Genomic DNA, 25,031 nt, shown 5'->3' with positions numbered 1-25,031 from the left:
CCCGGTCGGATCGAGCGCCCCGCCCCGCTCACGCCTCCCAAAACAAACACTGCCGTAGACAGGGCCATGTCCTGCCCGTCGGACGCGCGCTGGTCGAAGCCCGCGGACGGCGACGTCGCCGACCGCCGGTCGTCCCCGATCGGGCATGCCCGCGGTCCCGAGCCCTGACCCGTCATCGCGAGGAGTCCCGCGAAGCCGCGACTCGAAACCGGCGACGTCGCGTCGGCCGCACGACGTGATCCGTGCGCAGGGCCGGAGCGTCGTTGGTCCCGGCAAGCCGCTTCCCTTTTCCTCAAGGCGATCGCGTCGCGCGTGCGGAACACGGCGCGGCCGCGGAAGTCGGCCCGCCCGACCGGACCGACGGCTCAGCGATAGCCCCACCGGCAGCGCATCTTCGGCACGATCGCGCTGCCGCTCGGCCGGTTCTCGACGTCGAGCCAGTCCTCGCAGATGCGCACCAGCGGACGCCGCGGCGTCACCTCGAGCCGGGTCGGGACGCCGGCCGCGCGCCGCGCGCGGGTGACCTCGCGCTCGTCGGTCGCGGGTGGGGTGTAGTAGCCGCCGGACTGCGCCGCGGCCGTGCCGCCGCGCGACCCGAGCAGGTCCGGCACGGCGATCCCGACCAACACGACGCCGAACGCGATCATTCCGGCCGATACGCGGGTGATGCGCATGTCCGCCCTCCTGTCCCCGTCGAAACCTCGCGCAACCGCGCGCGCCGTGTCAATCTGGGGCGACGAAGATGTGGCGCCTGTGCCCGGCGCGCCGCATCACCGCGCCTCCCTCGTCCGATCCGGCAGCTTCGAGATGAGCAAGTCCCCCCTGTCCGATCCGCTCGCCTGGCGATCCGTCGCGGCACCGTCGCTGGCCGAATTCGAGATGATGGCGCGCGACGTGTTCGCGCGCCTGCCGGCACAGTTCCGCGCCATGTGCGAGGGATTGGTCATCCAGGTCGACGACTTCCCGACCGACGAGGTTCTGGACCACATGGGGCTGGAGAGCGAGTTCGATCTCCTCGGCCTGTTCCAGGGCATCGGCCTGCCGTTCCGCTCCGACAGCGCACCCGTCCAGATGCCGAACATGATCTGGCTCTACCGCCGGCCGATTCTCGACTACTGGGCCGACCACGAGGAGACGCTCGGCGCCATCGTGGCGCATGTGCTGGTGCACGAGATCGGCCACCATTTCGGCCTCTCCGACGACGACATGGCGGCGATCGAGAAGGCGGCCGGCTGAGCCGCGCGTCGCTGCGGGACGGCGCGGCGCCTCGTGGCGTGTCGCTGCGGGGGCTTCCGTCGCCGCCGTCCGCTCCCCATCTCGAAGCGACCCCCGGCGCCGTGGCGCCTTCGACGGAGACCAACCATGCCCCCGATCGCCCGCCTGCGCGCCCGCGCGTCGTCGACCCGCCCGTGGTCCGCGCGCCCGTGGTCCGCGCGTTTCTGGTCCACGCGCTCCTGGTCCACGATCGCCGCCGGCGCGCTCCTCGCCGGCCTCGTGCTGATGGCGCCGCCGGCGCTCGCCCATCACGGCTGGGGCTCCTACGACGCCGACAAGCCGATGACCGTGGAGGCGACCATCGACGAGGTCACGATCGGTAACCCGCACGGCAGCCTGTTTCTCGTGCACGACGGCAAGCGCTGGGAGATCGTGCTGGCGCCGCCCTCGCGCATGAACGCGCGCGGCGCCACGGCCCAGGTGGTCGCCAAGGGGCGCCCCGTGAAGGTCCACGGCTATCCGCGTCGCGACGGCACGGCCGAGATCCGGGCCGAATGGATCGAGATCGACGGCAAGCGCTACGAGCTGCGCTGATCGGCACCGACGCCGCCGACGTGACCGCGCTCTGGGCCGCGCTGGAACAATCCGGCCTCGCCGCGCAGGTGCGCGAGTCGACGATCCTGTATCCGGCCGCCAACGTCCTGCACGTGCTCGCCGTGCTGGTGTTCTTCGCCTTGGTCGCGGCCATGGACCTGCGCATTCTGCGCGTGCTGCGCGGTCCGCCGCCGGCCGACGTGATCGCACGCCTGCGACCGGCCGCGACCGGCGCTCTCACCGTGATCGTTGCCACCGGGGTGCTGCTGCTGCTGCCGGAGGCGACCCGGATCGTCCGGAATCCGGCCTTTCTGGCCAAGCTCGCCGTGATCGGCCTCGCCGTCGTCAATCTCGTCGCGAACGATCTCGCCCTGCGGCGCGGCGCCGACCGCTCGGTCGCCGTGCAGGCGACCGCCGGCGTGTCGCTCGTCTCGTGGCTCGTGGTCGCGGCCCTCGGCCGGCTGATCGCCTATGTCTGAGGCGTCCGCCGGCGCCGCGCCCTGCGGCCGGCCGCCGGCTTGACCCAGGGCCGACGAGCGTCCATCAAGCAGGCCGCATCCGTCGAATAGCCACGATCGCAGGACGACCCGCATGGACAAGTTCACGGTTCTCGAAGGCATCGCCGCGCCGCTGCGGACCATCAATGTCGACACCGACGCGATCATCCCGAAGCAGTATCTCAAGACCATCAAGCGCACCGGCCTCGGCGCCGGCTTGTTCGCCGAGAAGCGCTTCCGCGACGACGGCACCGAGAACCCGGATTTCGTGCTGAACAAGCCGGCCTATCGCAAGGCCACGATCCTGGTCGCCGGCGACAATTTCGGCTGCGGCTCGTCGCGCGAGCACGCGCCGTGGGCGCTGCTCGACTACGGCATCCGGGCCGTGATCTCGACCTCGTTCGGCGACATCTTCTACAACAATTGCTTCAAGAACGGCGTGCTGCCGATCCGGGTGTCGCCCGAGGAACTGGAGAAGCTGTTCGACGACGCCGAGCGCGGCGCCAATGCGCGGCTCACGATCGATCTGGAGAAGCAGGAGATCCGCGGTCCCGACGGCGGCTCGATCCGCTTCGACATCGACCCGCACCGCAAGCACTGCCTGCTCGAAGGCCTCGACGACATCGGCCAGACGCTGGAGAAGGCGAGCAAGATCGCCGGCTTCGAGGGCAAGATGAAGGAGCTGCGCCCCTGGGCGTGACGCCGCGGGCGTGATGGGCGTGACGCCGCGGGCGTGAGCGCTCTCGCGCGAGATCACGGTCCGGGTGAGGGGGCCGAGGCAAGCCAACCGGCGCCGTAAACCCTCACCCCGGAGCGCGCTGACACGCGCCCGGTCCCTCCCCCTCGGGGGGAGGGCGTCGCCTGCGCCAACCGGCTGATCACAGCCCTTCGAACAGCGCGGTGGACAGATAGCGCTCGGCGAAGGACGGCAGCACCGTCACGATGGTCTTGCCGGCGAACTCCGGCCGCGCCCCGATCTTGAGCGCCGCCGCGACGGCCGCGCCCGACGAGATGCCGGCCGGGATGCCCTCGTAGCGGGCGAGCGCGCGGGCCGTCTCGAAGGCGGTCTGGTTGCCGACCGTCACCACCTCGTCGATCACCGAGCGGTCGAGCACGTCCGGCACGAAGCCGGCGCCGATGCCCTGAATCTTGTGCGGGCCCGGCTTGCCGCCGGACAGCACCGGGCTGTCCTCCGGCTCCACCGCGATGATCTTCACGGAGGGTTTGCGGGCTTTCAGCACCTGGCCGACGCCCGTGATGGTGCCGCCGGTGCCGACGCCCGACACGAAGGCGTCGATGGCACCGCGGGTGTCGTTCCACACCTCCTCGGCCGTGGTGCGGCGGTGGATGTCGGGGTTCGACGGGTTCTTGAACTGCTGCGGGATGATGGCGTTCGGCGTCTCGGCCGCGAGCTCGGCGGCACGGGCGACGGCGCCGCTCATGCCCTGTGCGGCCGGTGTCAGCACCAGCTCGGCGCCGAGCAGCGCCAGCATCTTGCGGCGCTCGATCGACATCGACTCGGGCATCACCAGGATCAGCCGGTAGCCGCGCGAGGCGGCCACGAAGGCGAGCGCGATGCCGGTGTTGCCCGAGGTCGGCTCGATCAGCACCGAGTCGGGCGTCAGCCGGCCCTCCGCCTCGAGGGCGTCGATCATGGCGACGCCGATGCGATCCTTGACGCTCGCGATCGGGTTGAAGAACTCGAGCTTGGCCAGGATGGTGGCCTTGACGCCCTGGAGCTGCGGGAGGCGGTCGAGCCGCACCAGCGGCGTGTCGCCGATCGTCTCGGTGATCGAATCGTAGATGCGTCCGCGACCCGCGGTCCGGAACTCGGACGACGACTCCGGCTTCAGCGCGGCTTCGGCCATGGCAGTTCTCCACTGGACAGTTCGAACGACGATGTCTCGGTGTGCGGGCCGCCGGCCCGGCACTTCGACAGCCTGGATAGAATAACGATCCTGCCGCGACAATCTGCGGACCGAAAAACGAAAAATCCTGCTCCGCCGCGCGAGGGGCAGGGGATTTCGGTCTCGCCGGGCGGGGCTCGGCAGACGATTGTCCCGCCCCTCCGAAACGCCTGCGCGGCGCACTCGGATCCGCCCGGACGGCGCGGTCCCTCGGAACCCGCCGACGGGCGCCGGCACGGTGCTACTCGACGACGATCTTGACCTTGTCGCCCGGCTTCACCGTGTCGGTCGGCCCGAGCCCGTTGAGGACGCGGAAACGCTCGACCTGGCGGTCGAGCAGGGCCATGCGGCCGGCGAGCTTGTCCACCGTGTCGCTCGGCCGCACCGTGACGACGCGCAACCGCAGCGGTCGCGCGTTGCGCGCCTCGGCGAGCGACAGCCGGCGGATCGAGCCGACCGATTCGCGGAACGCCCGGTCGATCTCCGGCGTGCGCGTCTTGCTCGCGAAGACGAAGCGGTAGACCTCGGCGCCGTTCTTCACCAGCACGATGCGGAAGAACCACGGGTCGCCCTTGGCGGTGGCCGTCACGGCTTCGAAGCCGCCGGCCGAGGTCTCCTCGACCGAGCCCGGCTCGATGTTCTCGATCCAGCCGGCGTTCAGGTAGCCGGTCAGGCTCTGGTCCGCCGCCGGCCGCACGATGTCGAGCCGCAGCGCCTGGTCGCCGCCGGCGCGGCTGCCGAGCACGGCCTGCGCCGTGTTCTCCAGCGTGAAGCCGTCCGGCGCCGTGAAGGCGAAGCCGAGCTTCGGGTGGATGAACCGCCGGCCCCGCACGAACCCCTCGATCGGATCCTCGCCGTAGACGAGACCGTCGATCGCCGCCAGGAAGGCGTCGCGGTCGCGCGATCCGGCGGGGTGCTGGCGGGCGTTGGCGAGCGCGTTCTCGATGCGCTCCGGAGTCGCCGGATGCGACGAGAGGAAGTCGAGCGAGCGCGGGTCGCTGCCGCTCGCCGAGCGCAGCGCCGAGAAGCGGCCCATCGCGGCGAGGATGCGGGGGGCGCCGTGCGGGTCGTAGCCGGAGCGTGACGCGATGCCGACCCCGATGCCGTCGGCCTCGAACTCCTGGGCGCGCGAGAAGCTCGCGAGCGCCAGCTTGGTCTTGGCGAGCGCCAGCGCGCCCGTCGTGTCGGTCGGGTCGGCGGCGGCGCTCGCCATCGCGACGCGGCGCGCCTGGTCCTCGCGGATCGCCGCGTGGCGGGCCAGCACATGCGCCATCTCGTGCGCCAGCACGGCGGCGACCTCGGAGGTGTCGTTGGCCAGCCCGATCAGCCCACGGGTGACGTAGAGATCGCCGGTCGGCAGCGCGAAGGCGTTGACGGCGGGCGAGTTGAGGATCGTCACCTTGTAGCGCAGGTCGGGCCGCTCGGAGGCGGCGACCAGCTTGTCGACCAGGCCGGCGAGCGTCGCCTCCAGCTTGGCGTCCCGATAGGCGCCGCCATAGGAGGCGAGGATGCGGCGGTGCTCGCGCTGCGCCGGGGTCAGGGGCTCGGCGACGGCGGCGCGGCGCGGCTGCGCCGTGCTGCCGGTCTGGTCGTCGAGCGTCGCGATCCAGGACGAGCAGCCGGGCAGCGCGAGGCCGAGCAGCAGCGCCGCGACGAGCCGCGCCCGCGCGCCGCGCCACCGAGCCGAGTTCCGGCCGCGGATTTCGTCCGACCTCACCGCTCCACCCCTGTGACACGGCCCCCGCCGTGCCGCGTCATCGTATACCGCCGTCCCGCGGCCGATTTTATGGCCCCATCCGGGGCGGTCGCGGGCGGTCCGGTCGCCGCTCCGGCGCCTCGTGCATCCCGGGCGCATCGCCTCCGGGCGCGTCGAGCGCCAGCTGCTCGGCCCGCAGGATCTCGATGCGCGGTCCGCCGCCGCGCTGCTCCACCACGCCGCGCACCTCGACCCGGCGGCCGGCGAGCCGGCCGGGGACGAGCCCCGCTACGGCGAGCGTCCGCTCGATCCGCTTGGGGATCGTGGCGGCGAAGCCCTCCGCCCAGCGACGGCCGAAGTTCAGATAGATCGTCCCGCCGCTCTCGCGGACCGAATCGACCGGCCCGACCACCACGGCGAAGCGACCGCGCCGCTTCAGAATTTCCGCCGGCTGCGCAGCCGGCACCGCAGCATAGACGGGGTCGGCCCACAGGCCAAGATTGGCGGCCCGGGCGGCCCGCTCGGCCGCCCGCAGGGCCGGCCGGCAGGCCTCGTCCTCGACCCGGGCCGCGACCCGGGCATGGCCCTGCGCCAGGAGGGCGAGCTGGAGCGTGCCGAGCCGGAGCGGGCCGGGTGGGTCGCCCGCGACCGTCACCCAGGCGACCGTCCGGCCCCAGCGGTCGGGAATCGGCGTTCCTTGCGCCAGGACGACCGGGCGGCCCTCGACCAGGCCGGCGAGGGCGGCGCGCGCCGTCCGGCCGGCCGGCGTGTCGGCGGACGCCGGCGCGAGCCCGGCGAGCAGCACCTCGCGCCCGTCGGCGAGCAGCAGCGTTCGTGCGTCCGGCACGGCGGCGACGGTCGCCCGGGCGACGGTCGCGCCGGCGCCGGTGGCGGGCTCGATCTCGGCGAGGCCGCAGGAAAGGCCGGCAGGCTCGGCGACGGCCGGCGCCGGGCGGACCGCCGGGACCATCGCGAGCGCCGAGGCCATCGCGAGCGCCGCCAGGGCCGCCGTCGCAGCCCGGGCCGACGGTCGCGGCCGTGGACGAGGCAGGGGCACGCGCGGTTGCTCCGTGATCGGGGACGCCGTGCGGCGGGGCGCGTGCCGGCCTCGCATCGCCGTTCGCCGCGCCCCTCCGGGACGCATCGCCACGCCGCATCCGGCAGGATGCACGCCGCCTGCGATTATGCTAGTCGGGGGCCGACGGTCCCGTAGCTCAGCCGGATAGAGCAGCGGTTTCCTAAACCGAAGGTCACAGGTTCGAGTCCTGTCGGGACCGCCACCGGCCGGCGAGAATTCCTTTGGAGGATCCCCCTGACGGCTCAGGCGCGGTCGCGCTGGCCTGTCGGCTTGCCGACCGTGCGCCGCGCGGCTTTGCCGCCGCGGGCGGGCTTGCTCTTGCCGGGGCGGAACGGCTTGTCCTTTCGGAACGGCTTCTCCTCGCGGAACGGCTTCGCCTGCCGCGACGTCTGGCCTTTTCGCGACTCTCGGCGCCACGGCGTCTCGGCGCCTCGCGGCGTCGTCTCGGGCGCGGCCGGGCCGTCGGCGGACGGCGCGGGCTCCATCGCCCCGCGCGCGTGGCGGGATCGGTCGGCGCACCGAGGTCTGCCGCCGTGCGGCCGGGTCCGGCCGGCGGGCCGGTCGGGCCGTCCGGAGAAGGCCTGCGGGCCGTCGGGCAGCGGCTCGAGGCGGATGTTCGATTCCTTGTCGGGCCGGGCGATGGCGGCGGCGAACAGCTCGGCGGCGTCGGCGGAAATCTCGAATTCGCTGTGGCTGTCGCAGATCCGGATGGCGCCGACGGCGCGCTTGTCGATGCCGCCACGACGGCAGATCATCGGCAGCAGCCAGCGCGCTTCGGCGTTCTTGTCGCGCCCGACGCTGGCCCGATACCAGACGCTGCCGCCCGCGAGGCCGGCGTGCCGCCTCGGCCGGGCGTCGATCGGATCCCATGCGGTGTCGGACGCGTCGGCGTGCGCCCCGGCCATGCCCGCGGGCGCATCCCTCCACGCCTCGTCGCGATCACGCCGCGACCGGCCGGCGCGCTCGCCGGGGTCGACGATGTCCTCGGGGGAGGGCAGGCCGGCGCGAAGAATCCGGGCCAGTGCGGTCGCGAGCTGCTCGGGGCTGCGCTTCGCGAGCAGCGCCTGCGCCCAGAGCAGGTCGTCCTCGCTCGGCTCCTCGGCGAGCCTGGCGTCCTGCAGGACGCGCTCGAGGTCGAGCCGGCGGATCTCCTCCGGCTGCGGCGCGCTGCCCCACGTGGCGTCGATGCCGGCCTGGAACAGCATCGTCTCGACGCGGCGGCGGCGGGCGTTCGGCACCAGCAGGATGCTGACGCCCTTGCGGCCGGCCCGGCCGGTGCGGCCCGAGCGATGCTGAAGGACGGCCGGATCGTTCGGCAACTCGGCGTGGATGACGAGGCCGAGATGGGGCAGGTCGATGCCGCGCGCCGCGACGTCGGTGGCGACGCAGACGCGGGCGCGCCCGTCGCGCAGCGCCTGCAAGGCGAGGGTCCGCTCGTTCTGGGCCAGCTCGCCGGACAGCGCGACCACCGAGAATCCGCGTTCCAGCAGGGCCGCCTGCAGGTGCCGCACGGCGTTGCGGGTGTTGCAGAACACGAGCGCGCCCGGCGACTCGAACCAGCGCAGCAGGTTGACGACGGCATGCTCGACGTCGTGCGCCGCGACCCGGACGGCGCGGTACTCGATGTCGGCATGCCCGCTTTCGTCGCCGGCGACGTCGATGCGCACGGCGTCCTTCTGAAATTGCCGGGCGAGCGCGACGATGCCACGCGGAAGAGTCGCCGAGAACAGCAGCGTGCGGCGGCTGTCCGGCGTGGACTCGAGGATCAGCTCCAAGTCCTCGCGAAAGCCGAGGTCGAGCATCTCGTCGGCCTCGTCGAGCACCACGGCCTTCAGGCCCGAGATGTCGAGACGGTGCCGCCGTAGGTGGTCGCACAGCCGCCCCGGCGTTCCGACCACGATGTGGGCGCCCTCGGCCAGCTCGCGCTGCTCGCGGCGCGAGTCGGTGCCGCCGACGCAGGAGAGGACGCGGGCGCCGGTGTGGCCGTAGAGCCAGGCGAGCTCGCGCTGCACCTGCAAGGCGAGCTCGCGTGTCGGCGCCACCACCAGAGCGAGGGGGGCGGCGCCGGGCTCGAAGTGCTCCGCGTCGCCCAGCAGGTCGTCGGCGATCGCCAGCCCGTAGGCGACCGTCTTGCCGGAGCCGGTCTGCGCCGACACCAGGAGATCGCGGCCGACGGCGTCGTCGGCCAGCACGGCGGCCTGCACCGGGGTCGGATCGTCGTAGTTGCGCGCGGCGAGGGCGCGGGCGAGCGGCGGACGGGTCGGCAGGAATGTCACGGGAGGTCGGACCTGGGTTGGATAGAGGCCGCGGGCGGCTCGGCGGTGGAGGAGCGAGCCGGTTGGATCGCGCGACATCGGCGATCCGAGGTGGCGATCCGAGGCGGCGACGTGGGTCGGCAGCCGTCGCGTTGGAGGGGCGGCTGCTCGCCGGGCGCCCTTGTAGCAGGCCTCGGCCGTGTCCGCCACGTCCGCCGCCGCCCGCCTCGCTACGGGGTCGTCGCGCCGGTGGACGCCGCCGCACCGGGCGCCCGGATCGAGGTCGCTTCCGCCGCCGCCGGCACGTCGTCCTGCGGGCCGGAGGTGAGGAGGCGGCCGAGCCGGCGTCCGAGCGTCTTCTGGAGGTCGTCCATCAGCGTGAACACGCTCGGCACCACGACGAGGCTCAAGAGCGTCGAGGTGATCAGGCCGCCGATCACGGCGACCGCCATCGGGGCGCGGAAGCCACTGTCGACGTCGAGGCCGAGCGCCACCGGGATCATGCCGGCCGTCATGGCGATGGTCGTCATCACGATCGGCCGCGCACGCTTGTGGGCGGCGTCGAGGAGGGCCGCGTCGCGCGGCATGCCGGCCCGGATCGCCTCAATGGCGTATTCGACCAGCAGGATCGAGTTCTTGGCGACGATGCCCATCAGCATCAGGACGCCGATCACGGCCGAGATCGACAGCGCCTTGCCGGTGACGAGCAGCAGCGTCATGGCGCCGCCGACCGCGAGCGGCAGCGCCATCATGATGGTGAGCGGCTGCATGAAGCCGCCGAACAGCACCACCATCACGACGTAGACGAGCAGCACGCCGGCGCCGAGCGCCACCGCGAAGCTGACGAACAGCTCGACCATGATCTCGGCGTCGCCGGTCTTCTGCTCGCGCACCGAGGCGGGCAGCTCGCGCATGATCGGCAGCGCGTGGATCTGCGTGAGCGCCTGGCCGAGCGGCAGGCCGTTGAGCTCCGCCTCGATCGCCGCCTTGCGGGTGCGGTCGAGCCGCTGGATGGTCGCCGGGCCGCTGGCGAGCCTGATCTCGGCGACCGCCTTGAGCGGCACGCTGGCGCCGCTGGTGGTGGAGACCCGCAGGGTCTCGATGGTCGGCAGGCTCGCCCGCGACGCCGGGTCGATCTGCACCCGGATCGGGATCTGGCGGTTCGGCAGGTTGAACTTGGCGAGGTTCTGGTCGGCGTCGCCGAGCGTCGCGATGCGGGCCGTGGCGGCGATCGCGGCGACCGAGACGCCGAGCTCGGCGGCGCGCTCGGGCATCGGCACGATCTGGATTTCGGGTCGCCGCAGGCTCGCCGTCGAGGCGGCGGTCGGGAACGACGGCAGCGTGCGCATCTGGCGCTCGAGCGCGGTGGCGGCGCGGTCGAGCTCGACCGGGTTGTCGCCGACGAGCGTGATCGTCACCTTGGCGCCGCCCATGCCGTCGGCGCCGAAGCGGAAGCGGGTGCCGGGAATCTCGGCGAGCAGCGGCCGCAGCGCCGTCTCGATCTGCTGCTGGGTGAGGGGGCGCGAATCGGCTGGCACGTAGTTGATGTAGACGATGGCGTTGCGCGGATCGCCGCCGACCGAAGGGGCGCCCGGCCCCTGGCCGGCCGCCGCGACGCCGATCGCGGCGAACACGCTCGTCACGTCCGGCCGCGCCTTGGCGATGTCGGTGACGCGCTTCACCACGGCCTCGGTCTGGGCCAGCGTCGCGCCCGGCGGCAGCTCGACGCCGAGCGCCGAGCGGCCGGTGTCGCGCGCCGGCATCAGATCGGAGGGTACGAGCGGAATGAGCGCGATCGAGCCGGCGAAGATCGTGAGCGCGCCGATCACGGTGAGCCAGCGGTGTCGGATCGAGGCGGCGAGGAAGCGCAGATAGGTGCGCATCACGATGCCGTCGCGCGGGCCCTTCTCAGGCTTCACCTTGAGAAAGTAGGCGCCCAGCAGCGGGGTGAGCATGCGGGCGACGACCAGCGAGAACAGCACCGCGACCGACACGGTGACGCCGAACGGGAAGAAGAACTGGCCCGGGATGCCGGGCATGAAGGCGACCGGCACGAACACGGCCACGATGGTCAGCGTCGTCGCCACCACGGCCAGCCCGATCTCGTCGGCGGCGTCGAGCGCCGCCCGGTACGGCTTCTTGCCGTCGCGCATGTGGCGGACGATGTTCTCGATCTCGACGATCGCGTCGTCGACCAGGATGCCGACGACCAGCGACAGCGCGAGCAGGGTGACGCCCGACAGCGCGAAGCCGAACGCCTTCATCACGAAGAAGGTCGGGATCAGCGACAGCGGCATGGCGAGCGCGGCGATGAAGGTCGCCCGGAAGTCGCGCAGGAACAGGAGCACGACCAGCACGGCGAGCGCCGCGCCCTCGACCAGCGTCTCGATGGCGCCGCGGTAGGATTCTTCCACGAACCGCACCGTCGACGACACCCGCCGGATCTCGACGCCGGGCGTCGCCTGCTCCAGCGCCTCCAGCCGGGCCGCCACCTTCTTGGCGACATGCACCTCGCTGGATCCGACGGTGCGCAGCACCTCGAAGGCGACCACGGGCTGGTTGTCGAGCTTGGCCGACTGGCGCTGCTCTGCCGCCGTGTCCTCGATCGTGCCGAGCTCGGAGAGGCGCGCCTTGCGGCCGCCCGGCAGCGTGATCAGGCGGGCCCGCAGGTCGTCGACCGTCTCGGCGCTGCCGACCGTGCGGATCGACTGCTCGCTCGCCCCCAGCGTGCCGCGCCCGCCGGGGCTGTTGAGGTTCTGGTTGCGGAGCTGCGTGTGGACGTCGACGGCCGTGATGCCGAGCGCGACGAGCCGGGCCGGATCGAGCTCGATCCTGATCTCGCGGTCGACGCCGCCGACCCGGTTGACCCGGCTGACGCCGGCGATCGACAGGAGCGCGCGGGCGACCGTGTCGTCGATGAACCAGGAGAGCTGCGCCGTCGACATCGCCGGCGCCCGCACCGTGTAGGTGACGATGGCGCCGCCCGAGATGTCGACCCGGGCGACGATCGGCTCGAGAATGTCGGCCGGCAGGGTGGCGCGGGTCTGGGTGACCTTGTCGCGCACGTCGTTGACGGCGCGGTCGACGTTCTTGCCGATGTTGAACTCGACCACGGTGTTCGAGGCGCCGTCGTAGACCGTGGAGGTGATGTGCTTGATGTCGCCCAGCCCGGCGACCGCGTCCTCGATGCGGCGCGTCACCTGCGACTCGAGCTCGGCCGGCGCGGCGCCCGGCTGCTGCACCGTGACCACCACGGCGGGCAGGTCGATGTCGGGATTGTTGTTGATGCGCAGGCCCGGATAGGCGACGAGGCCGGCCATCGTCAGCACGACGAACAGCACCACGGTGGCGACCGGGTGGCGGATCGCCCAGGCCGAGATGTTGTTGCGGCCGTGGACCACCGCCCGCGCCGGGCGGGGCGCGGCCGGATCGCCCGTCCCGGGATCGCCCGTCCCCGCGTCGTCGTTCGGCGGCGTGCTCATTCGGGCGGGCGCGCGTCGGCGCTGTCGATGCGGACGAGGTCGCCGTCGTTGAGGAAGCCGGCGCCGGCGAAGACGATGCGCTCGCCGCGCCCGAGGCCGCCGCGCACCTCGACCCAGCCGTCCTGGCGGGTTCCGGTGTCGAGGAGCTTCACGGCGACGCGGCCGTCCGGACCGACCGCGAAGGCGGCCGGCCGGCCGTCGCGGAACACCAGCGCCTCCTGCGGCACGGCCAGCACCTCGGCGCTGCCGGTCACGATCTCGGCATTGGCGAACATGCCGGGCTTGAGCCCGCTGTCGGCGGGCAGCGCCACGTAGACGGTGCCGAGCCGGGTCGCCGGATCGACCACCGGCGCGACCAGCCGGACGCGCCCGGCCACCACGGTGTCGCCGTGCACGACCTTCACGGGCTGCCCGACCGCGACGCTCGCGAGATCGAGCTCGGGCACCTGCGCCTGCAGCTCGACGCGGCCGTCGCGGATCATCTTGAACAGCTCGGCGCCGACGCTCGACACGGTGCCGACCAGCGCGGTGCGCTTGGCGACGATGCCGTCGGTCGGCGCCCGCACCACGGTCTGGGCGATGCGGGCCTTCACCTCGTCGCGCTGCGCCCGGATCATGCCGAGCCGCGCCTCGGTGGCGCGCGCCGTCATCTGGCGCTGCTGGAAGGTCGCCTCGGCGATGTTGCGGCCGGCCTGCAGCTCCTGGGCGCGGCGCAGCTCCGCTTGCGCGTTCAGGGCATTGGCCTCGGCCTCCAGGGCGGCGGCCTCGTACTGGGCGTGCTGCGCCTGCAGGATCGCATCCTCGAACCGGGCCAGCACCTGGCCCGCCGTCACCCGGTCGCCCTCGTCGACCGTGACCTCGACGATGCGCAGCCCGGCGATCTCGGCCGCGACGGTGAGCGGCTGCCAGGCGGCGACCGAGCCGGTGCCGACCACGCTGCGGGTGATGCGCCGCGTCTCGACGCCGGCGACCGAGACGGTGAGGGCCGGCCGCGCCTCGGCGCGGGCCGGGACGGCCGTCGAAGACTGCGCCGGCGCGGAGGCGGGCGCGGCCGCATAGGCGGCGAGGCCGGCGGCGATCAGCACCAGCGGCAGCGCGATCGTCACGGTGCGCCAGTGCCGGCGTGCGCCGGCCGGTGCGGGGATGCCGTCCGTGTGGGAGTTGGCGTCGGCGCCGGTCGGGCGGTCGGTCGGAAATCGCTCGGTCACGTCGAAAATCTCTGCTGGTCCCGGCCGGTCGGGGCCTGGTCGCCCACGCCGGGACATACGCCCGACCAAACCATCCAAAATTGTGTCGATTCGACGGTGCAGGCCGCCGATTCGGGACCGTCTTCGAGCGGGCGGAGCTGCGTCGGCCGGCGCCGGCCGTCGGGGGCGTTGCGTCGGACGCGGCTTGCGGCCATCGTCGCGATCCCGCACATCGGGGATCGCGATCGTGACGAGCCGCCCGCCGGCTCGCTGGTCGCGGTCGCCGCGCCGTCCCCCAGCACGAGGCCCTCGTGTCGTCCGCCGATCGTTCCGACGCCGTGAAGGGCGCACCGTCCGCCGAGCCTGCACGGGCCGCCACGGCGCCGGCCCATCCGGCAGCAGCCGTCCTGCGCCGCTACGCGCCCGGCCTGGTGCTCGCCGCCGCGGTGGCGCTCGCGGCGCTCGCCGCCGAGCCGCTGGTCGGCCGGGTGCTGCCGATCCCGGCCATGGTGATCGCGCTCCTCGTCGGCGTCGCCTTCAACCGCGTCGCCGCGCGGCCGCTGTTCGAGCCGGGGCTGACCTACAGCGTCAAGAAGCTCCTGCGCATCGCCATCGCGCTGCTCGGCACCCGCATCGCGCTCGGCGACATTGTCGCACTCGGCGTGCCCGTCGCCTTGCTGATCGTCGCCGCCATGGCCGCGACGATCGCGTCCGGCGTTTGGCTCGCCCGCCTGCTCGGGCTCGACCGGCGCTACGGCGCGCTGGCCGGTGCCTCGACGGCGGTGTGCGGCGCCTCGGCGGCGCTTGCCACCGCGACCGTCGTCCCGAACTATCCGAGCAAGGCCGCCGACGTCGCCTTCACGGTGATCGCCGCCAACGCCTTCTCGACCCTGGTGATGATCCTCTATCCGCCGCTCTGCGCGCTGCTCGGCCTCGACGCCCAGGCGACCGGCATCATGCTGGGGGGCACGGTCCACGACATGGCCCAGGTGGTCGGCGCCGGCTACGCCGTCTCCGAGCCGGTCGGCAACACGGCCGTGATCGTCAAGCTGTTCCGCATCTTCCTGCTGCTGCCCGTGGTGCTGATCGTCGGCTGGTGGCTGCTGCCGCGCGACGGCGCGCAGGTGCACGCCAAGGTGCCCGTGCCGGTGTTCGCGCTGGTGTTCCTGGCGCTGTGCCTCGTCAACAGCGTGGTGCCGGCGGTGCCGGGCGCCGCCGCCCTCTATGCGCCGGTGAAAACGGCGTTTCACGTCGCCTCGACGGCCGGCCTGTTGCTCGCCATCTCGGCGCTCGGCCTGCAGACCTCGCCGGCCGCGATCCTGCGCATCGGCTGGCGGCACGTCGCCGTGTTCGTCGGCGCGACGCTGGTCATTCTCGCCGTGGTGACGGGCGGCCTGCTCGCGCTGCACTGACGGCCGGCCCTGCACTGACGACGACGCGACCACCGCGACCCGACCATGCGACCCGGAGGAGAGACCATGCCCAAGATCGACATCGACGCCGTCCCGCTCGACACCGGCATCGGCTATCCGGCGCAGTTCCGCGGACCCGTCGAGGGCCGCGTCCGCCAGCGGCTCGGGCGGGCCGCCGGGCTCACCCGTTTCGGCGTCAACCTGTGCCGCCTGGCGCCCGGCGTCGCCTCGTCGCTGCGCCACTGGCACAGCGACGAGGACGAGCTCGTCTACGTGCTGGAGGGCGAGGTGGTGCTGGTCGAGGACACCGGCGAGACGGTGCTGAAGGCCGGCGAGGCCGCCGCCTGGCCGGCCGGCACCGGCCTCGGCCACTGCCTGGTCAACCGCTCGGATCGCGACGCCGTGGTGCTGGAGATCGGCAACCGCGCCGCCACCGACACGGTCGAGTATCCGGGGCTCGACCTCAAGATCGAGCGCACCGAGGGCGCCGGCCGCTACCTGCACCGCAACGGCGAGCCGTACTGAGCGGCCCGCCCCCCGGCGCGACCCTGGCTCGGCGCGCAAGCCGCAGGCGGTGGCCGGCCTGCTTGCGCGGGCTGGGAGCATCAGGACGCCTCTTCCGAGGCGTCTTATGGTACCTCAACTAAAAATTGCAATTTGAGGAGCGGCGTGTTAGCCTTTTAGCTATTGTCATACTTCCGTTTCGGGGGCTGTTGTGCAGAAGCTCGCCGTTCTTTTCATTGCACTCGTCATTACCGCCACGCCGACGGAAGCTCGTCGTGGAAGCGTTGACGGCGGCTGTACCTCTGACGATCCCGACGTGCAGATCGCGAGCTGCACTCGAATCATCGAACGCGGGTCGCGGGAGACCATGTTGACCCGCGCTATTGCCTTTACGAGTCGGTGTCTCGCCTACTCGAAAAAGCGGATGTACGATCGCGCCATCGCCGACAGTGAAGAGGCTGTGCGGTTGCAGCCGACATTCGCGCCGGGATTCACCTGTCGCGGTACGGCCCGTGCGGAGAAGGGCGAGCACGAGCGAGCGGTCCGCGACTTCGATGAAGCAATCCGCCTCGATCCCAAATCTGTCTGGGCCTACAACGGTCGCGCTACGTCCCATCTTCAGATGAGGAACTACGATCGCGCAATCGCCGACTTCGGCGAAGCGTTCAGGCTCAATCCAGGGTATCCCGGCCACGTATACAACCGTGGGAATGCTTATTTGGCGAAAGGCGAGACCGATCTCGCTCTTCGAGATTACGACATAGCGATCGGCCTGAATCCGAAGTCCAGCTGGTTTTGGTCCGCGCGGGGTAATGCGTTTGTGTTAAAGGGGGATATTGAGAGGGCGATCGAGCATTACGACAGCGCAATAAGGTTGGATCCGAAATACGTTGCAGGCTATTATTATCGTGGTCGGGCTTATGTGAAGAAAGGCGAGCCCGAGCGAGCGGTCCGTGACTACGATGAAGGACTTCGGATTGCACCGACCTCGGCCTTGATGCTTGCTGGCCGCGGCGCGGCCCACGTCGAGCGTAAAGATTACGAAAGTGCAATTAAAGACTTCGATGAGGCGATCAGTCTGGATTCGAGCTTAGGTGATGCATATGTCGGGAAAGTTAGTGTATTAATCCTGCAGAATAAAGCCGCACAAGCTCTTTCGGTCATCGAGGGTGTCGTCCTTCGCCATCCTGACAGCTCGCAACTGCAGAATGCACTTGCTTGGACTCTCTTCAAGTTGGGTCGCGACCGAGAAGGACTGCCGGCCGTCGAACGGGCGATTATGCTCGATCCGACGAATGCCGCCGCCTTGGACACCCGGGCCAACATCAGAGAGGCCATGGGCGACCTCGAAGGGGCATTGGACGACTTTAGGGCAGCCCTCGCCATTCATTTCATCGCCGAGTCGCAGGCAGGTGCGGAAAGAGTCGCAGCCTTGTTGGCGCGACAGAAGCAAGCCACGATGGTGGTGGAAAGGCCGTCGCCGCCGAGCCCGTCGCCCGGTCCTGTCTCGGCGATTGCCGAGCGCGGCCCGCGGGTGGCGCTGGTGATCGGCAATGGCGACTATGCGGCCGTGACGACGCTGCCCAATCCGCAGAACGACGCGCGCGACATGGCCGGCGCCTTGCGCGACCTCGGCTTCAAGGTGATCGAGGGCTACGATCTCGATGGCACCGCGATGCGGCGCCGCATCGGCGAATTTGGCGCGGCGCTTCCCGGCGCCCGCGTGTCGCTGTTTTACTATGCCGGCCACGGCCTGCAGGTTGCCGGCAAGAACTACCTGCTGCCGGTCGACGCCAAGCTAGAACGGCCGTCCTCACTCGGCGTCGAGGCGGTCGAGATCGGCACCGTGCTGGCCGACATGGAGGCGGAGAAGCGGGTCAATCTCGTGTTTCTCGATGCCTGCCGCGACAATCCGCTGTCGCGCAGCCTCGCCCGCTCGCTCGGCACCCGCTCGGGCAGCGTCAGCCAGGGGCTCGCCCAGCTCAATGCCGGCATCGGAACGCTGATCGCGTTCGCCACCAGCCCCGACACCGTGGCGCTCGACGGCGACGGCCGCAACAGCCCGTTCACGGCGGCGCTCCTTAAGCACATCCGCACGCCCGCGCTGGAGATCCGGTCGATGCTGACCCGGGTGCGCGCCGACGTGATCAGGGCGACGGGGGACCGCCAGGTGCCGTGGGACCACTCCTCGCTCACCGGCGAGTTCTTCCTCAGGGCCGAGCGCTGAGGCTGCGACGGACGCGCGACGCCGGCGGCGCGTCCGGGCCCGCTCACCGGCGCCCGGCCGGGCGAGGTCGGCCCGCGCCGCTTGCGCGCGCCCGCGGCAGTGGGCAAGATCGGTCCCCCGACAACACCAAAAAGACGTTCGGGATGGAAACAGCCTGTCGCTCGCGACGCCCGGGAGGAGCCCCCGCATGCGTGTCTCACGTCGATTCGTCTCGGCCGCGGTCGTGTCCGCCGCCGTCGTGTCCGCCGCCGTCGCGCTCGGCCTCACGGCTGTCGCGGCGCCCGCGCGCGCCGACGTGAAGATCGGGGCGGTGCTCTCCACCACCGGGCTCGCCGAATATCTCGGCGCGCCGGAGAAGCGGACCCTGGAGCTGTGGGTCGAGGCGATCAACGCGGCCGGCGGCGTCAACGGCGAAAAGCTGAACCTGATCCTCCACGACGACGGCGGCGACCCGGAGACGGCCCGCAAGCTCGTCGAGCGGCTGGTTCGCGACGACAAGGTGGCGGCCGTGATCGGCGGCACCACCACGGCGACCACGCTCGCCATGATCCCGGTCGTGGAGGCCGCACAGGTGCCGTTCGTGTCGCTGGCCGGCGCCGTGCAGATCGTCGAGCCGGTGCGCAAATGGGTGTTCAAGACCCCGCACACCGACCGCATGGCCTGCGAGAAGATCTTCGCCGACCTCAAGCGCCGCAAGCTGACCACCATCGCGATCGTGTCGGGCACCGACGCCTTCGGCCGCTCGATGCGCGAGCAGTGCGTCAAGGCGGCGCCCGGCGCCGGCATCACGGTGGCGCACGAGGAGATTTACGGCCCGGCCGACACCGACGTCTCGGCCCAGATGGCGGCCCTCAAGCGCACGCCGGGCCTGCAGGCCGTCGTGGTGGCGGGCCACGGCCAGGGGCCGGCGATCGTCACCCGGGCCTATCGCCAGGCCGGGCTGACCCTGCCGCTCTACCAGAGCCACGGCGTCGCCTCGAAGCAGTTCATCGCGCTCGCCGGCCCGGCCGCCGAGGGTGTCCGCCTGCCGGCCGCGCCGCTCCTGGTCGCCGACAGGCTCGCCGACGGTGATCCGCAGAAGGCGGTGCTGCAGGACTACGCCAAGACCTGGCAGCGGAAGACCGGCCAGCCGGTGTCGGCCTTCGGCGGCCACGCCTATGACGGGCTGATGCTGGTGGTCGAGGCGGCCAAGCGGGCCGGCGGCTTCGACCCGGCGAAGCTGCGCGACGCGCTCGAGGCGACGCGCGGCCATGTCGGCACCGGCGGCATCGTCACCATGTCGCCGACCGACCACACCGGCCTCGACCTCTCGGCGCTGCGCATGCTCGAGATCCGCAAGGGCGACTGGGTGCTGCTCTCCGAGCAGGGCTCCTGAGCTTTTCTCAAAGGTCTGGGCCGAAACGAGAATTGCTCCAAACGGGGCGGACTTTGACCTAGGACAAAGCCGCTCGGGCGCCCCCCCGCCCAATCTGCGCGCGGGGACCGGCGCCGGGTCGGTCCCGCGGCGGTGCGACCCGTGACGCGACCGGTGTGACGCCACACCCGTCGCGAGGAGTCGGGCGGCCGCCATCCCGTTTCGACCTGCCGCGGCCGGCCTCGTCCGGGCTCGTGTGGTCGGCACCCGCGAGGACGTTCATGCTCGACCACGACATCATCAGCGCCCTCAAGCAGGTGCTCGATCCCGAGATGGGCATCTCGATCGTCGATCTCGGCCTCGTCTACCGGGCCGACTGGACCGCCGAGGGCATCGTCGTCGACATGACCACGACGGCGCCGACCTGCCCGTTCGGCGAGGTGATGGCGCGGGCCGCCAAGGCGGCGCTGCGGCGCGCCTTCACCGAGACGCCGCGCGTCCAGGTCCGGCTGCTGTGGGATCCGCCCTGGAGCCCGGAGCGGATGACAGAGGAAGGCCGCTTCGCGCTCGGCTGGGAGTTCGGCGAGCCGTTCTCCGACACGCGGCACTGACCCGTATCGACGGCGCATCGCCTGTCGACGCGCCGCTCTCCGTGCGGCCGGCACGGCGTGTCCCGGCTCTCCGGGAGGCGTCGCGATCACGTTTGTGTACAAATGATCGCACCCCCCGTCGAACCGGTTGCCCTCGCCGGTCCCGGGATGGTTGACTGGCCGCGCCGCGGCACGCGCGGTCCGCCGTGGCGAGCGGCCGGCACGTGCCTCCACTGATCTGCCGATCGATCGACCGGACCCGTGCGGCGGGCCCGGCCGTGCTCCGGCGCGGGTGGCCGGGGTGCGGGCGACCACGTCATCCACCCTGGCACGTCAACACGGGACTCCGATGCATTTCGATCTGACCGACGAGCAGCGCATGGTCCAGGAGACGGCGCGGCGCTTCGCCCTCGAGGACATCGCGCCGACCCTGGCGGAGGAGGAGAAGGCACACGCCTTCAAGACCGATCGCGTCGCCCGCATGGGCGCGCTCGGCTTCTTCGGCTGCGCGCTCTCGGAAGAGCTCGGCGGCACCGGCATGGGCTTTCTCGAATCCGTGCTGATGGCCGAGCAGATCGCCAAGATCTCGGCGTCGTGGCGGCTGCCCTTCAACATGCAGAATCTCGGCCCCGCCTTGACGGTGGCGAAGTTCGGCACGCCCGAGCAGAAGCGCCGCTACATCCCGGGCTGGGTCGCCGGCACGCAGCTCGGCTTTTTCGCCATCACCGAGCCGAACACCGGCTCGGACGTCGCCTCGATGAAGACGCATGCGATCGACAAGGGCGACCACTTCGAGGTCCACGGCAGCAAGATGTGGATCTCGCAGGCGCATGTCGGCGACGCCGGGCTCCTCTACGCCTACACGGACCGGACGGCCGGCAACAAGGGCCTCACCGCCTTCCTGATCGAGCCGAAGGCCTGGGCCGGCGTCTCGGCGCGGGCGATCGAGACCAAGCTCGGCCTGCACTGCGCCCCGACCGGCGAGTTCGTCTTCGACGGCATGAAGGTGCCGAAGGAGAACGTGCTCGGCAAGCCGGGCGACGGCTTCCGCATCTGCATGTGGCAGCTCAACCAGACGCGGATCGGCTGTGCGGCCGGCGCGCTCGGCGTCGCCGGCGGCTGCCTCGACCTCGCGGTCGACTACGCCAACGGCCGCACCCAGTTCGGCAAGCCGATCTCGCAGCACCAGATGGTGCAGGCCCAGATCGCCGACATGGCGGCCGAGCACGCCGCCGCCCAGCTCCTCGTCTACCGGGCCGCCTGGCTGAAGGACCAGGGCAAGCCGAGCCAGTACGAGACCTCGGTCGCCAAGCTGTTCGCCTCCGAGGCGGCCGTGCATGCCGCCAACGAGTGCATGAAGATCTTCGGCTCGTTCGGCTTCTCCACCGAGTATCCGGCCGAGCGGTTCTATCGCGACGCGAAGTCCCTGCAGGTGGTCGAGGGCACCTCGAACATCCAGCGCATGATCATCGCCGGCATGGCCTGCGGCTTCACGCCGAACCGGGAGTGACGGGCGCCGGCGGCCAGGGCGGCGCGGCCGCCGCGCCGTGACCTTCGGTCCATCGAACCAAACACGCCGTCCGGAGTTCTAAGAGTCGATGCTGCGGCGGGCGATTCTCGCCCGTCCCGTCACGCCATGGAGGCTTCGATGCGGTCCGCCCTCCTCGCCCTTGCGGCACTGTGCGCCGTCGCGGCTTTCACCCCGTCCCCGGCTCGCGCCCAGCTCGGTCCGATCTATCCTTGGTGCGCCGACTATGGTGGCCGCGGCGGGGGCGGCACGAATTGCTATTTCTCCAACCTCTGGCAATGCCAGCAGGCGATCAGCGGCAATGGCGGTTGGTGCTACCGGAACCCGTTCTCGGCCTACGGGTCGGAGCAGCCGCGCGACCGCCGGCGCACCCGTCAGGACTATCGCCCGTACTGATCCGGCCGACCGGTCGGATCAGTCGGGCCGTCGGTCTCGCCGATCTCCGTGCCGCTCGTCGGCGGACGCACAGCGCCGCCCGCAGGGCGGCTCCGCACGCGCTCGTGATCGCGGCGCGTGCCGCGGCCTGCGGCGCCATGCTAGCGTGCCCACCGTCGAATCGGCGCAAGGAGGTCGCGATGCGCGCGCTTCTCGTGACGGCGGGGCTCGCCGCCGCAATGGTCGTCGCCGGCGCACCTGCGAGCCGCGCCCAGGTGCCGTCCTCGGTCGGGCCGATCTATCCCTGGTGCGCCCAGTACGGCGGCGCCTGGGGCGGCGGCACCAACTGCTACTTCGCCAATCTGTGGCAGTGCCAGCAGGCGGTCAGCGGCAACGGCGGCTATTGCTACGAGAACCCGTTCTCGTGGGGCGTCAACACGGCGCCCCCGCCGCGCAAGGCCCGCAAGAGCCGGGCCGGCTGATCCGGCGGGCGCGGTGGACGACGCGGCGGGCGGCATGATCCCTGTGCTGGTGCGGCTCGCCCTCGGCGCCGTCCTGGTCTATGCCGGCCTCGTGCTGGTGCTCTTTCTCGCCCAGCGCACCCTCATGTATCCGGCCGAGACGCGGCGGACCGCGCCGGCCGCGGCCGGGCTGCCGCAGGCCGAAGAGATCACGCTTTCGACCGCCGACGGCGAGCGGATCGTCGTCTGGCACGTCCCGCCGCGCGGCGACGAGCCCGTCATCCTCTACCTGCACGGCAATGGCGGGGCGCTGCGTCACAGGGTGCCGCGCTTTTCCGCTCTGACCCGCGACGGCGTCGGGCTCGTCGCCGTATCGTTCCGCGGCTATGGCGGCTCGACCGGGTCGCCGAGCGAGGCCGGGCTGATCGCCGACGCCGAGACCGCCCACGCCTTCGCGGCGGAGCGTTACGGCACGGGCCGGATCGTCGCGTTCGGCGAATCGCTCGGCACCGGTGTCGCCGTGGCGCTCGCCGCGACCCGGCCGGTGGCGCGGCTCATCCTGCAGGCGCCTTACACGTCGACGGCCGACGTCGCCCGCATCGCCTATCCGTTCGCGCCGATCGGGCTGTTGATGAAGGACCAGTTCCGCTCGGACCTGCGGGCGCCCTCCGTCACGGCGCCGGTCCTCGTCCTGCACGGGACGCGGGATTCGGTGATCCCGATCAGCTTCGGCGAAGCGCTGTTCGCGGCCTTCCGCAGCGACAAGCGGCTCGTCCGCCTGCACGGCGGCGACCACGAGGATCTCGACGCGTTCGGTGCGCTCGACGCCGTGCGGGCGTTCCTGGCGGGGGAGTCGCAGGCGGCGGAGTGATGCTGCACGGCCATTCCGGGAGACGCGCACCGCGCGACCCCGGACTCCCGCGACATGCTCCCGGCTCCCGGCCGGAGTCCGGGTTCGGACCTTCCGCCCGCCCCGGACCGACCGCGAGCCGATGCGGGTGTCCGCTCAGTTGAACGTCGTGTAGACCTTGCCGGGCTCGCCGCCGACGCGTCGAAAGCCGTCGGCGGCCGCCTGGTAGCCCTGGCGCAGGGCGAGGGCGCGGGCATAGGAGCCGGCGGCCTTCTCCTTGTCGTTCATCCGCTCGTAGGCGAGGCCGCGGCTGGTCCAGGCCTGGACGTTCTCGGGCTCGAGCTCGACCGCGTCGTCGAGGTCGCCGGCGGCGGCCTTCAGGTCGCCGACCGCCAGATAGGTGAGGCCGCGGGCGATGAACGGCTCGGCCTGCTGCTGCGACAGGCCGATGGCGGTCGAGAAGTCGTCGATGGCGAACTGGTACTGGCGCTGGCTCTGATAGAGGAGCCCGCGATTGTAGTAGGCCTGGGCGTTGTCGGGGCGGATCTGGACCGCCTTGTTGAAGTCCTGCAGGGCGCGCAGGAGCTCGCCCTTGTCGCGATAGGCCATGCCGCGGCCGACATAGGCGACCGCATAGGCCGGGTCGATCTGCAGGGCGCGGTCGTAGTCGGCGAGCGCCTGGTCGAGCTTGCCGGTCTGGCGATAGGCGAGGCCGCGATTGGCGTAGGCCTGGGCGTAGTTGGGGTCGATCTGGATCGCCTTGTCGAAGTCGGCGAGCGCGTCCTGGTAGCGGCCCGACTGCCCCAGCACCGAGCCGCGCATGTTGTAGGCCTGCGGGTCGTTCGGGTTCTTCGACAGCACCGCGGTGAGGGAGGCGAGATTCGCCGGCGAGGCCGCCGAGGTCGCGTCGTCGACCATGGTGGTCGGCATGTTCATGATCGTCGAGCAACCGCCGAGCGCCAGCGCGCCGGCCGCGAGGCCGATCAGAACCGTCTTTCTCATCAGCGATCCGGCGCGGGAGGCGCGGAGCCCGGGACCGGCGCTGCGACGGCGGTTGGACCAGCCGAGACTTTCGCTACCGGAACCCATGGTCTTCCTCGTGACGCGCATCGACACGGCCGCGGGACGGGGCGGCCCAGCCCTGGGTCACGGACAATCGCGGCGATCTTGCGGCGGTGGCTCGGTCGGGCGCGAATAGCCGCGCGGCGTCGGCACCCCGTCACGCGAAACAAGCGGGCGGCCGGGCCACCCGCTCGCGAAACGCCGTCCGGTCTCGACCGGCCAGCGCGCGGATCAGCGCGGCGCGCTGCTGCGGAATCCACCGCCGGCGCCACCCCCCATGCCGGGACGGGCGCCGGGGCCGCCGGCCCGCGGAGCGGGCTTCGGCTTGCCGGGGATCAGGCCCTCGCGCTGGGCGCGCTTGCGGGCCAGCTTGCGGGCGCGGCGGATCGCCTCGGCCTTCTCCCGCGCCTTGCGCTCGGAGGGCTTCTCGTAGTGACCGCGCAGCTTCATCTCGCGGAAGATGCCCTCGCGCTGCATCTTCTTCTTCAGCGCCTTGAGGGCCTGGTCGACGTTGTTGTCACGAACGAGTACCTGCACGAAGCGTCCTCTCGAAGGTCTTGTCGGTTGATCTGGCGGGCCGTCCGCCAGCGGTCGAACGATCGCGCGGGCTCCCAGGTGGGCGGGCGTTTAGCAGAATATCCGGGCGAAGTCCATCATGCGTCGCGCCATTTTGGACGAGGGACGTGGCTGATCAACGGCTCGGCCGCCGGCGCCGGACCGCGCGGGAGAAAAGCTCCCGCACCTCCCGGCGTTCCGA

General features: G+C 71.6%; 22 protein-coding genes and 1 tRNA gene. 14 read left to right on the top strand and 9 right to left on the bottom strand.

The window, feature by feature from the left end; translation table 11 throughout:
* Positions 1-365 precede the first annotated feature (365 nt).
* A complete protein-coding gene (locus ACFSOX_RS19480) occupies positions 366-674 on the bottom strand; it encodes a hypothetical protein (protein WP_378479483.1) in 309 nt (102 codons plus the stop codon).
* A gap of 133 nt (positions 675-807) precedes the next feature.
* Here ACFSOX_RS19480 and ACFSOX_RS19475 point away from each other — a divergent pair, with 133 nt between their 5' ends.
* The 4 genes from ACFSOX_RS19475 to leuD all read left to right on the top strand — a co-directional run bounded on the left by ACFSOX_RS19475 (position 808) and on the right by leuD (position 3,006).
* On the top strand, positions 808-1,236 hold the full coding sequence (locus ACFSOX_RS19475; RefSeq protein WP_378479482.1) for a metallopeptidase family protein: 429 nt from the start codon (positions 808-810) through the stop codon (positions 1,234-1,236).
* Between the two features lie 126 nt (positions 1,237-1,362).
* The gene (locus tag ACFSOX_RS19470; RefSeq protein ID WP_378479481.1) at positions 1,363-1,809 is read left to right on the top strand and encodes a DUF6152 family protein; all 447 of its coding nucleotides are present in this window, start codon (positions 1,363-1,365) and stop codon (positions 1,807-1,809) included.
* A 20-nt stretch (positions 1,810-1,829) separates the two neighbouring features.
* Positions 1,830-2,288 carry a DUF6644 family protein gene (locus ACFSOX_RS19465; RefSeq protein ID WP_378479480.1) on the top strand — a complete coding sequence of 153 codons (459 nt, stop codon included), beginning with the start codon at positions 1,830-1,832 and terminating at the stop codon, positions 2,286-2,288.
* Positions 2,289-2,400: 112 nt separating this feature from the next.
* Complete coding sequence (leuD, locus tag ACFSOX_RS19460) at positions 2,401-3,006, top strand: 3-isopropylmalate dehydratase small subunit (RefSeq protein WP_378479479.1); 606 nt, start codon at positions 2,401-2,403, stop codon at positions 3,004-3,006.
* 178 nt (positions 3,007-3,184) lie between these two features.
* Here the strand turns inward: leuD and cysK are convergent, their stop codons facing one another.
* The 3 genes from cysK to ACFSOX_RS19445 all read right to left on the bottom strand — a co-directional run bounded on the left by cysK (position 3,185) and on the right by ACFSOX_RS19445 (position 6,897).
* A complete protein-coding gene (gene cysK / locus ACFSOX_RS19455) occupies positions 3,185-4,174 on the bottom strand; it encodes a cysteine synthase A (RefSeq protein WP_378479478.1) in 990 nt (329 codons plus the stop codon).
* Positions 4,175-4,454: 280 nt separating this feature from the next.
* Complete coding sequence (locus tag ACFSOX_RS19450) at positions 4,455-5,930, bottom strand: M48 family metalloprotease (protein ID WP_378479477.1); 1,476 nt, start codon at positions 5,928-5,930, stop codon at positions 4,455-4,457.
* Between the two features lie 67 nt (positions 5,931-5,997).
* Positions 5,998-6,897, bottom strand: coding sequence for a thermonuclease family protein (locus ACFSOX_RS19445; protein WP_378479476.1), 900 nt, complete (start codon positions 6,895-6,897; stop codon positions 5,998-6,000).
* Positions 6,898-7,112: 215 nt separating this feature from the next.
* Here ACFSOX_RS19445 and ACFSOX_RS19440 point away from each other — a divergent pair.
* A tRNA-Arg gene (locus ACFSOX_RS19440) sits at positions 7,113-7,189 on the top strand.
* A gap of 40 nt (positions 7,190-7,229) precedes the next feature.
* Here the strand turns inward: ACFSOX_RS19440 and ACFSOX_RS19435 are convergent.
* The 3 genes from ACFSOX_RS19435 to ACFSOX_RS19425 all read right to left on the bottom strand — a co-directional run bounded on the left by ACFSOX_RS19435 (position 7,230) and on the right by ACFSOX_RS19425 (position 13,932).
* Complete coding sequence (locus ACFSOX_RS19435; RefSeq protein ID WP_378479475.1) at positions 7,230-9,263, bottom strand: DEAD/DEAH box helicase; 2,034 nt, start codon at positions 9,261-9,263, stop codon at positions 7,230-7,232.
* A gap of 209 nt (positions 9,264-9,472) precedes the next feature.
* A complete protein-coding gene (locus ACFSOX_RS19430) occupies positions 9,473-12,724 on the bottom strand; it encodes an efflux RND transporter permease subunit (protein WP_378479474.1) in 3,252 nt (1,083 codons plus the stop codon).
* Positions 12,721-13,932 (bottom strand): efflux RND transporter periplasmic adaptor subunit, encoded by a 1,212-nt coding sequence (locus ACFSOX_RS19425; RefSeq protein WP_378479473.1) that lies wholly within the window; start codon positions 13,930-13,932, stop codon positions 12,721-12,723. The genes ACFSOX_RS19430 and ACFSOX_RS19425 overlap by 4 nt, the downstream gene beginning before the upstream one ends.
* A gap of 290 nt (positions 13,933-14,222) precedes the next feature.
* Between ACFSOX_RS19425 and ACFSOX_RS19420 the strand changes: the two genes are divergently transcribed.
* The 9 genes from ACFSOX_RS19420 (at position 14,223) to ACFSOX_RS19380 (ending at position 23,233) form a co-directional block, all read left to right on the top strand.
* Positions 14,223-15,323 (top strand): YeiH family protein, encoded by a 1,101-nt coding sequence (locus ACFSOX_RS19420; protein WP_378479472.1) that lies wholly within the window; start codon positions 14,223-14,225, stop codon positions 15,321-15,323.
* A 66-nt stretch (positions 15,324-15,389) separates the two neighbouring features.
* A complete protein-coding gene (locus tag ACFSOX_RS19415) occupies positions 15,390-15,848 on the top strand; it encodes a cupin domain-containing protein (RefSeq protein ID WP_378479471.1) in 459 nt (152 codons plus the stop codon).
* Positions 15,849-16,038: 190 nt separating this feature from the next.
* A complete protein-coding gene (locus ACFSOX_RS19410) occupies positions 16,039-18,054 on the top strand; it encodes a tetratricopeptide repeat protein (protein WP_378479470.1) in 2,016 nt (671 codons plus the stop codon).
* A gap of 187 nt (positions 18,055-18,241) precedes the next feature.
* The gene (locus ACFSOX_RS19405) at positions 18,242-19,429 is read left to right on the top strand and encodes an ABC transporter substrate-binding protein (RefSeq protein WP_378479469.1); all 1,188 of its coding nucleotides are present in this window, start codon (positions 18,242-18,244) and stop codon (positions 19,427-19,429) included.
* Positions 19,430-19,689: 260 nt separating this feature from the next.
* On the top strand, positions 19,690-20,019 hold the full coding sequence (locus ACFSOX_RS19400) for a metal-sulfur cluster assembly factor (RefSeq protein WP_378479468.1): 330 nt from the start codon (positions 19,690-19,692) through the stop codon (positions 20,017-20,019).
* Positions 20,020-20,347: 328 nt separating this feature from the next.
* A complete protein-coding gene (locus ACFSOX_RS19395) occupies positions 20,348-21,508 on the top strand; it encodes an acyl-CoA dehydrogenase family protein (RefSeq protein WP_378479467.1) in 1,161 nt (386 codons plus the stop codon).
* A 138-nt stretch (positions 21,509-21,646) separates the two neighbouring features.
* Positions 21,647-21,922 (top strand): DUF3551 domain-containing protein, encoded by a 276-nt coding sequence (locus tag ACFSOX_RS19390; protein WP_378479466.1) that lies wholly within the window; start codon positions 21,647-21,649, stop codon positions 21,920-21,922.
* Positions 21,923-22,101: 179 nt separating this feature from the next.
* Positions 22,102-22,383, top strand: a complete 282-nt coding sequence (locus ACFSOX_RS19385) for a DUF3551 domain-containing protein (RefSeq protein ID WP_378479465.1) — start codon at positions 22,102-22,104, stop codon at positions 22,381-22,383.
* A gap of 34 nt (positions 22,384-22,417) precedes the next feature.
* The gene (locus ACFSOX_RS19380; protein WP_378479464.1) at positions 22,418-23,233 is read left to right on the top strand and encodes an alpha/beta hydrolase; all 816 of its coding nucleotides are present in this window, start codon (positions 22,418-22,420) and stop codon (positions 23,231-23,233) included.
* 135 nt (positions 23,234-23,368) lie between these two features.
* Here ACFSOX_RS19380 and ACFSOX_RS19375 read toward each other — a convergent pair whose 3' ends face one another.
* Together ACFSOX_RS19375 and rpsU are read right to left on the bottom strand one after the other, a co-directional pair.
* Positions 23,369-24,214: a tetratricopeptide repeat protein gene (locus ACFSOX_RS19375; protein WP_378479463.1), complete on the bottom strand. Its 846-nt coding sequence runs from the start codon at positions 24,212-24,214 to the stop codon at positions 23,369-23,371.
* Between the two features lie 291 nt (positions 24,215-24,505).
* Positions 24,506-24,811, bottom strand: coding sequence for a 30S ribosomal protein S21 (rpsU, locus tag ACFSOX_RS19370; protein WP_378479462.1), 306 nt, complete (start codon positions 24,809-24,811; stop codon positions 24,506-24,508).
* Positions 24,812-25,031 lie beyond the last annotated feature (220 nt).

Origin of the sequence: Rhodoplanes azumiensis (genome assembly GCF_042682915.1) — a bacterium.
Classification (GTDB): Bacteria; Pseudomonadota; Alphaproteobacteria; order Rhizobiales; family Xanthobacteraceae; genus Rhodoplanes; species Rhodoplanes azumiensis.
The sequence above is the reverse complement of the archived record's forward strand: the minus strand, read 5'-3'. Positions and strand labels throughout refer to the sequence as shown.

What these genes read in the sequence shown, in the direction of transcription:
- leuD (WP_378479479.1), top strand. Translation starts at nt 2,401, where the DNA reads ATGGACAAGTTCACGGTTCTCGAAGGCATCGCCGCGCCGCTGCGGACC.
- ACFSOX_RS19430 (WP_378479474.1), bottom strand. Translation starts at nt 12,724, where the DNA reads ATGAGCACGCCGCCGAACGACGACGCGGGGACGGGCGATCCCGGGACG.
- ACFSOX_RS19475 (WP_378479482.1), top strand. Translation starts at nt 808, where the DNA reads ATGAGCAAGTCCCCCCTGTCCGATCCGCTCGCCTGGCGATCCGTCGCG.
- cysK (WP_378479478.1), bottom strand. Translation starts at nt 4,174, where the DNA reads ATGGCCGAAGCCGCGCTGAAGCCGGAGTCGTCGTCCGAGTTCCGGACC.
- ACFSOX_RS19480 (WP_378479483.1), bottom strand. Translation starts at nt 674, where the DNA reads ATGCGCATCACCCGCGTATCGGCCGGAATGATCGCGTTCGGCGTCGTG.
- ACFSOX_RS19415 (WP_378479471.1), top strand. Translation starts at nt 15,390, where the DNA reads ATGCCCAAGATCGACATCGACGCCGTCCCGCTCGACACCGGCATCGGC.
- ACFSOX_RS19385 (WP_378479465.1), top strand. Translation starts at nt 22,102, where the DNA reads ATGCGCGCGCTTCTCGTGACGGCGGGGCTCGCCGCCGCAATGGTCGTC.
- ACFSOX_RS19375 (WP_378479463.1), bottom strand. Translation starts at nt 24,214, where the DNA reads ATGAGAAAGACGGTTCTGATCGGCCTCGCGGCCGGCGCGCTGGCGCTC.
- ACFSOX_RS19380 (WP_378479464.1), top strand. Translation starts at nt 22,418, where the DNA reads ATGATCCCTGTGCTGGTGCGGCTCGCCCTCGGCGCCGTCCTGGTCTAT.
- ACFSOX_RS19445 (WP_378479476.1), bottom strand. Translation starts at nt 6,897, where the DNA reads ATGGCCTCGGCGCTCGCGATGGTCCCGGCGGTCCGCCCGGCGCCGGCC.
- ACFSOX_RS19390 (WP_378479466.1), top strand. Translation starts at nt 21,647, where the DNA reads ATGCGGTCCGCCCTCCTCGCCCTTGCGGCACTGTGCGCCGTCGCGGCT.
- ACFSOX_RS19400 (WP_378479468.1), top strand. Translation starts at nt 19,690, where the DNA reads ATGCTCGACCACGACATCATCAGCGCCCTCAAGCAGGTGCTCGATCCC.
- ACFSOX_RS19405 (WP_378479469.1), top strand. Translation starts at nt 18,242, where the DNA reads ATGCGTGTCTCACGTCGATTCGTCTCGGCCGCGGTCGTGTCCGCCGCC.
- ACFSOX_RS19395 (WP_378479467.1), top strand. Translation starts at nt 20,348, where the DNA reads ATGCATTTCGATCTGACCGACGAGCAGCGCATGGTCCAGGAGACGGCG.
- ACFSOX_RS19470 (WP_378479481.1), top strand. Translation starts at nt 1,363, where the DNA reads ATGCCCCCGATCGCCCGCCTGCGCGCCCGCGCGTCGTCGACCCGCCCG.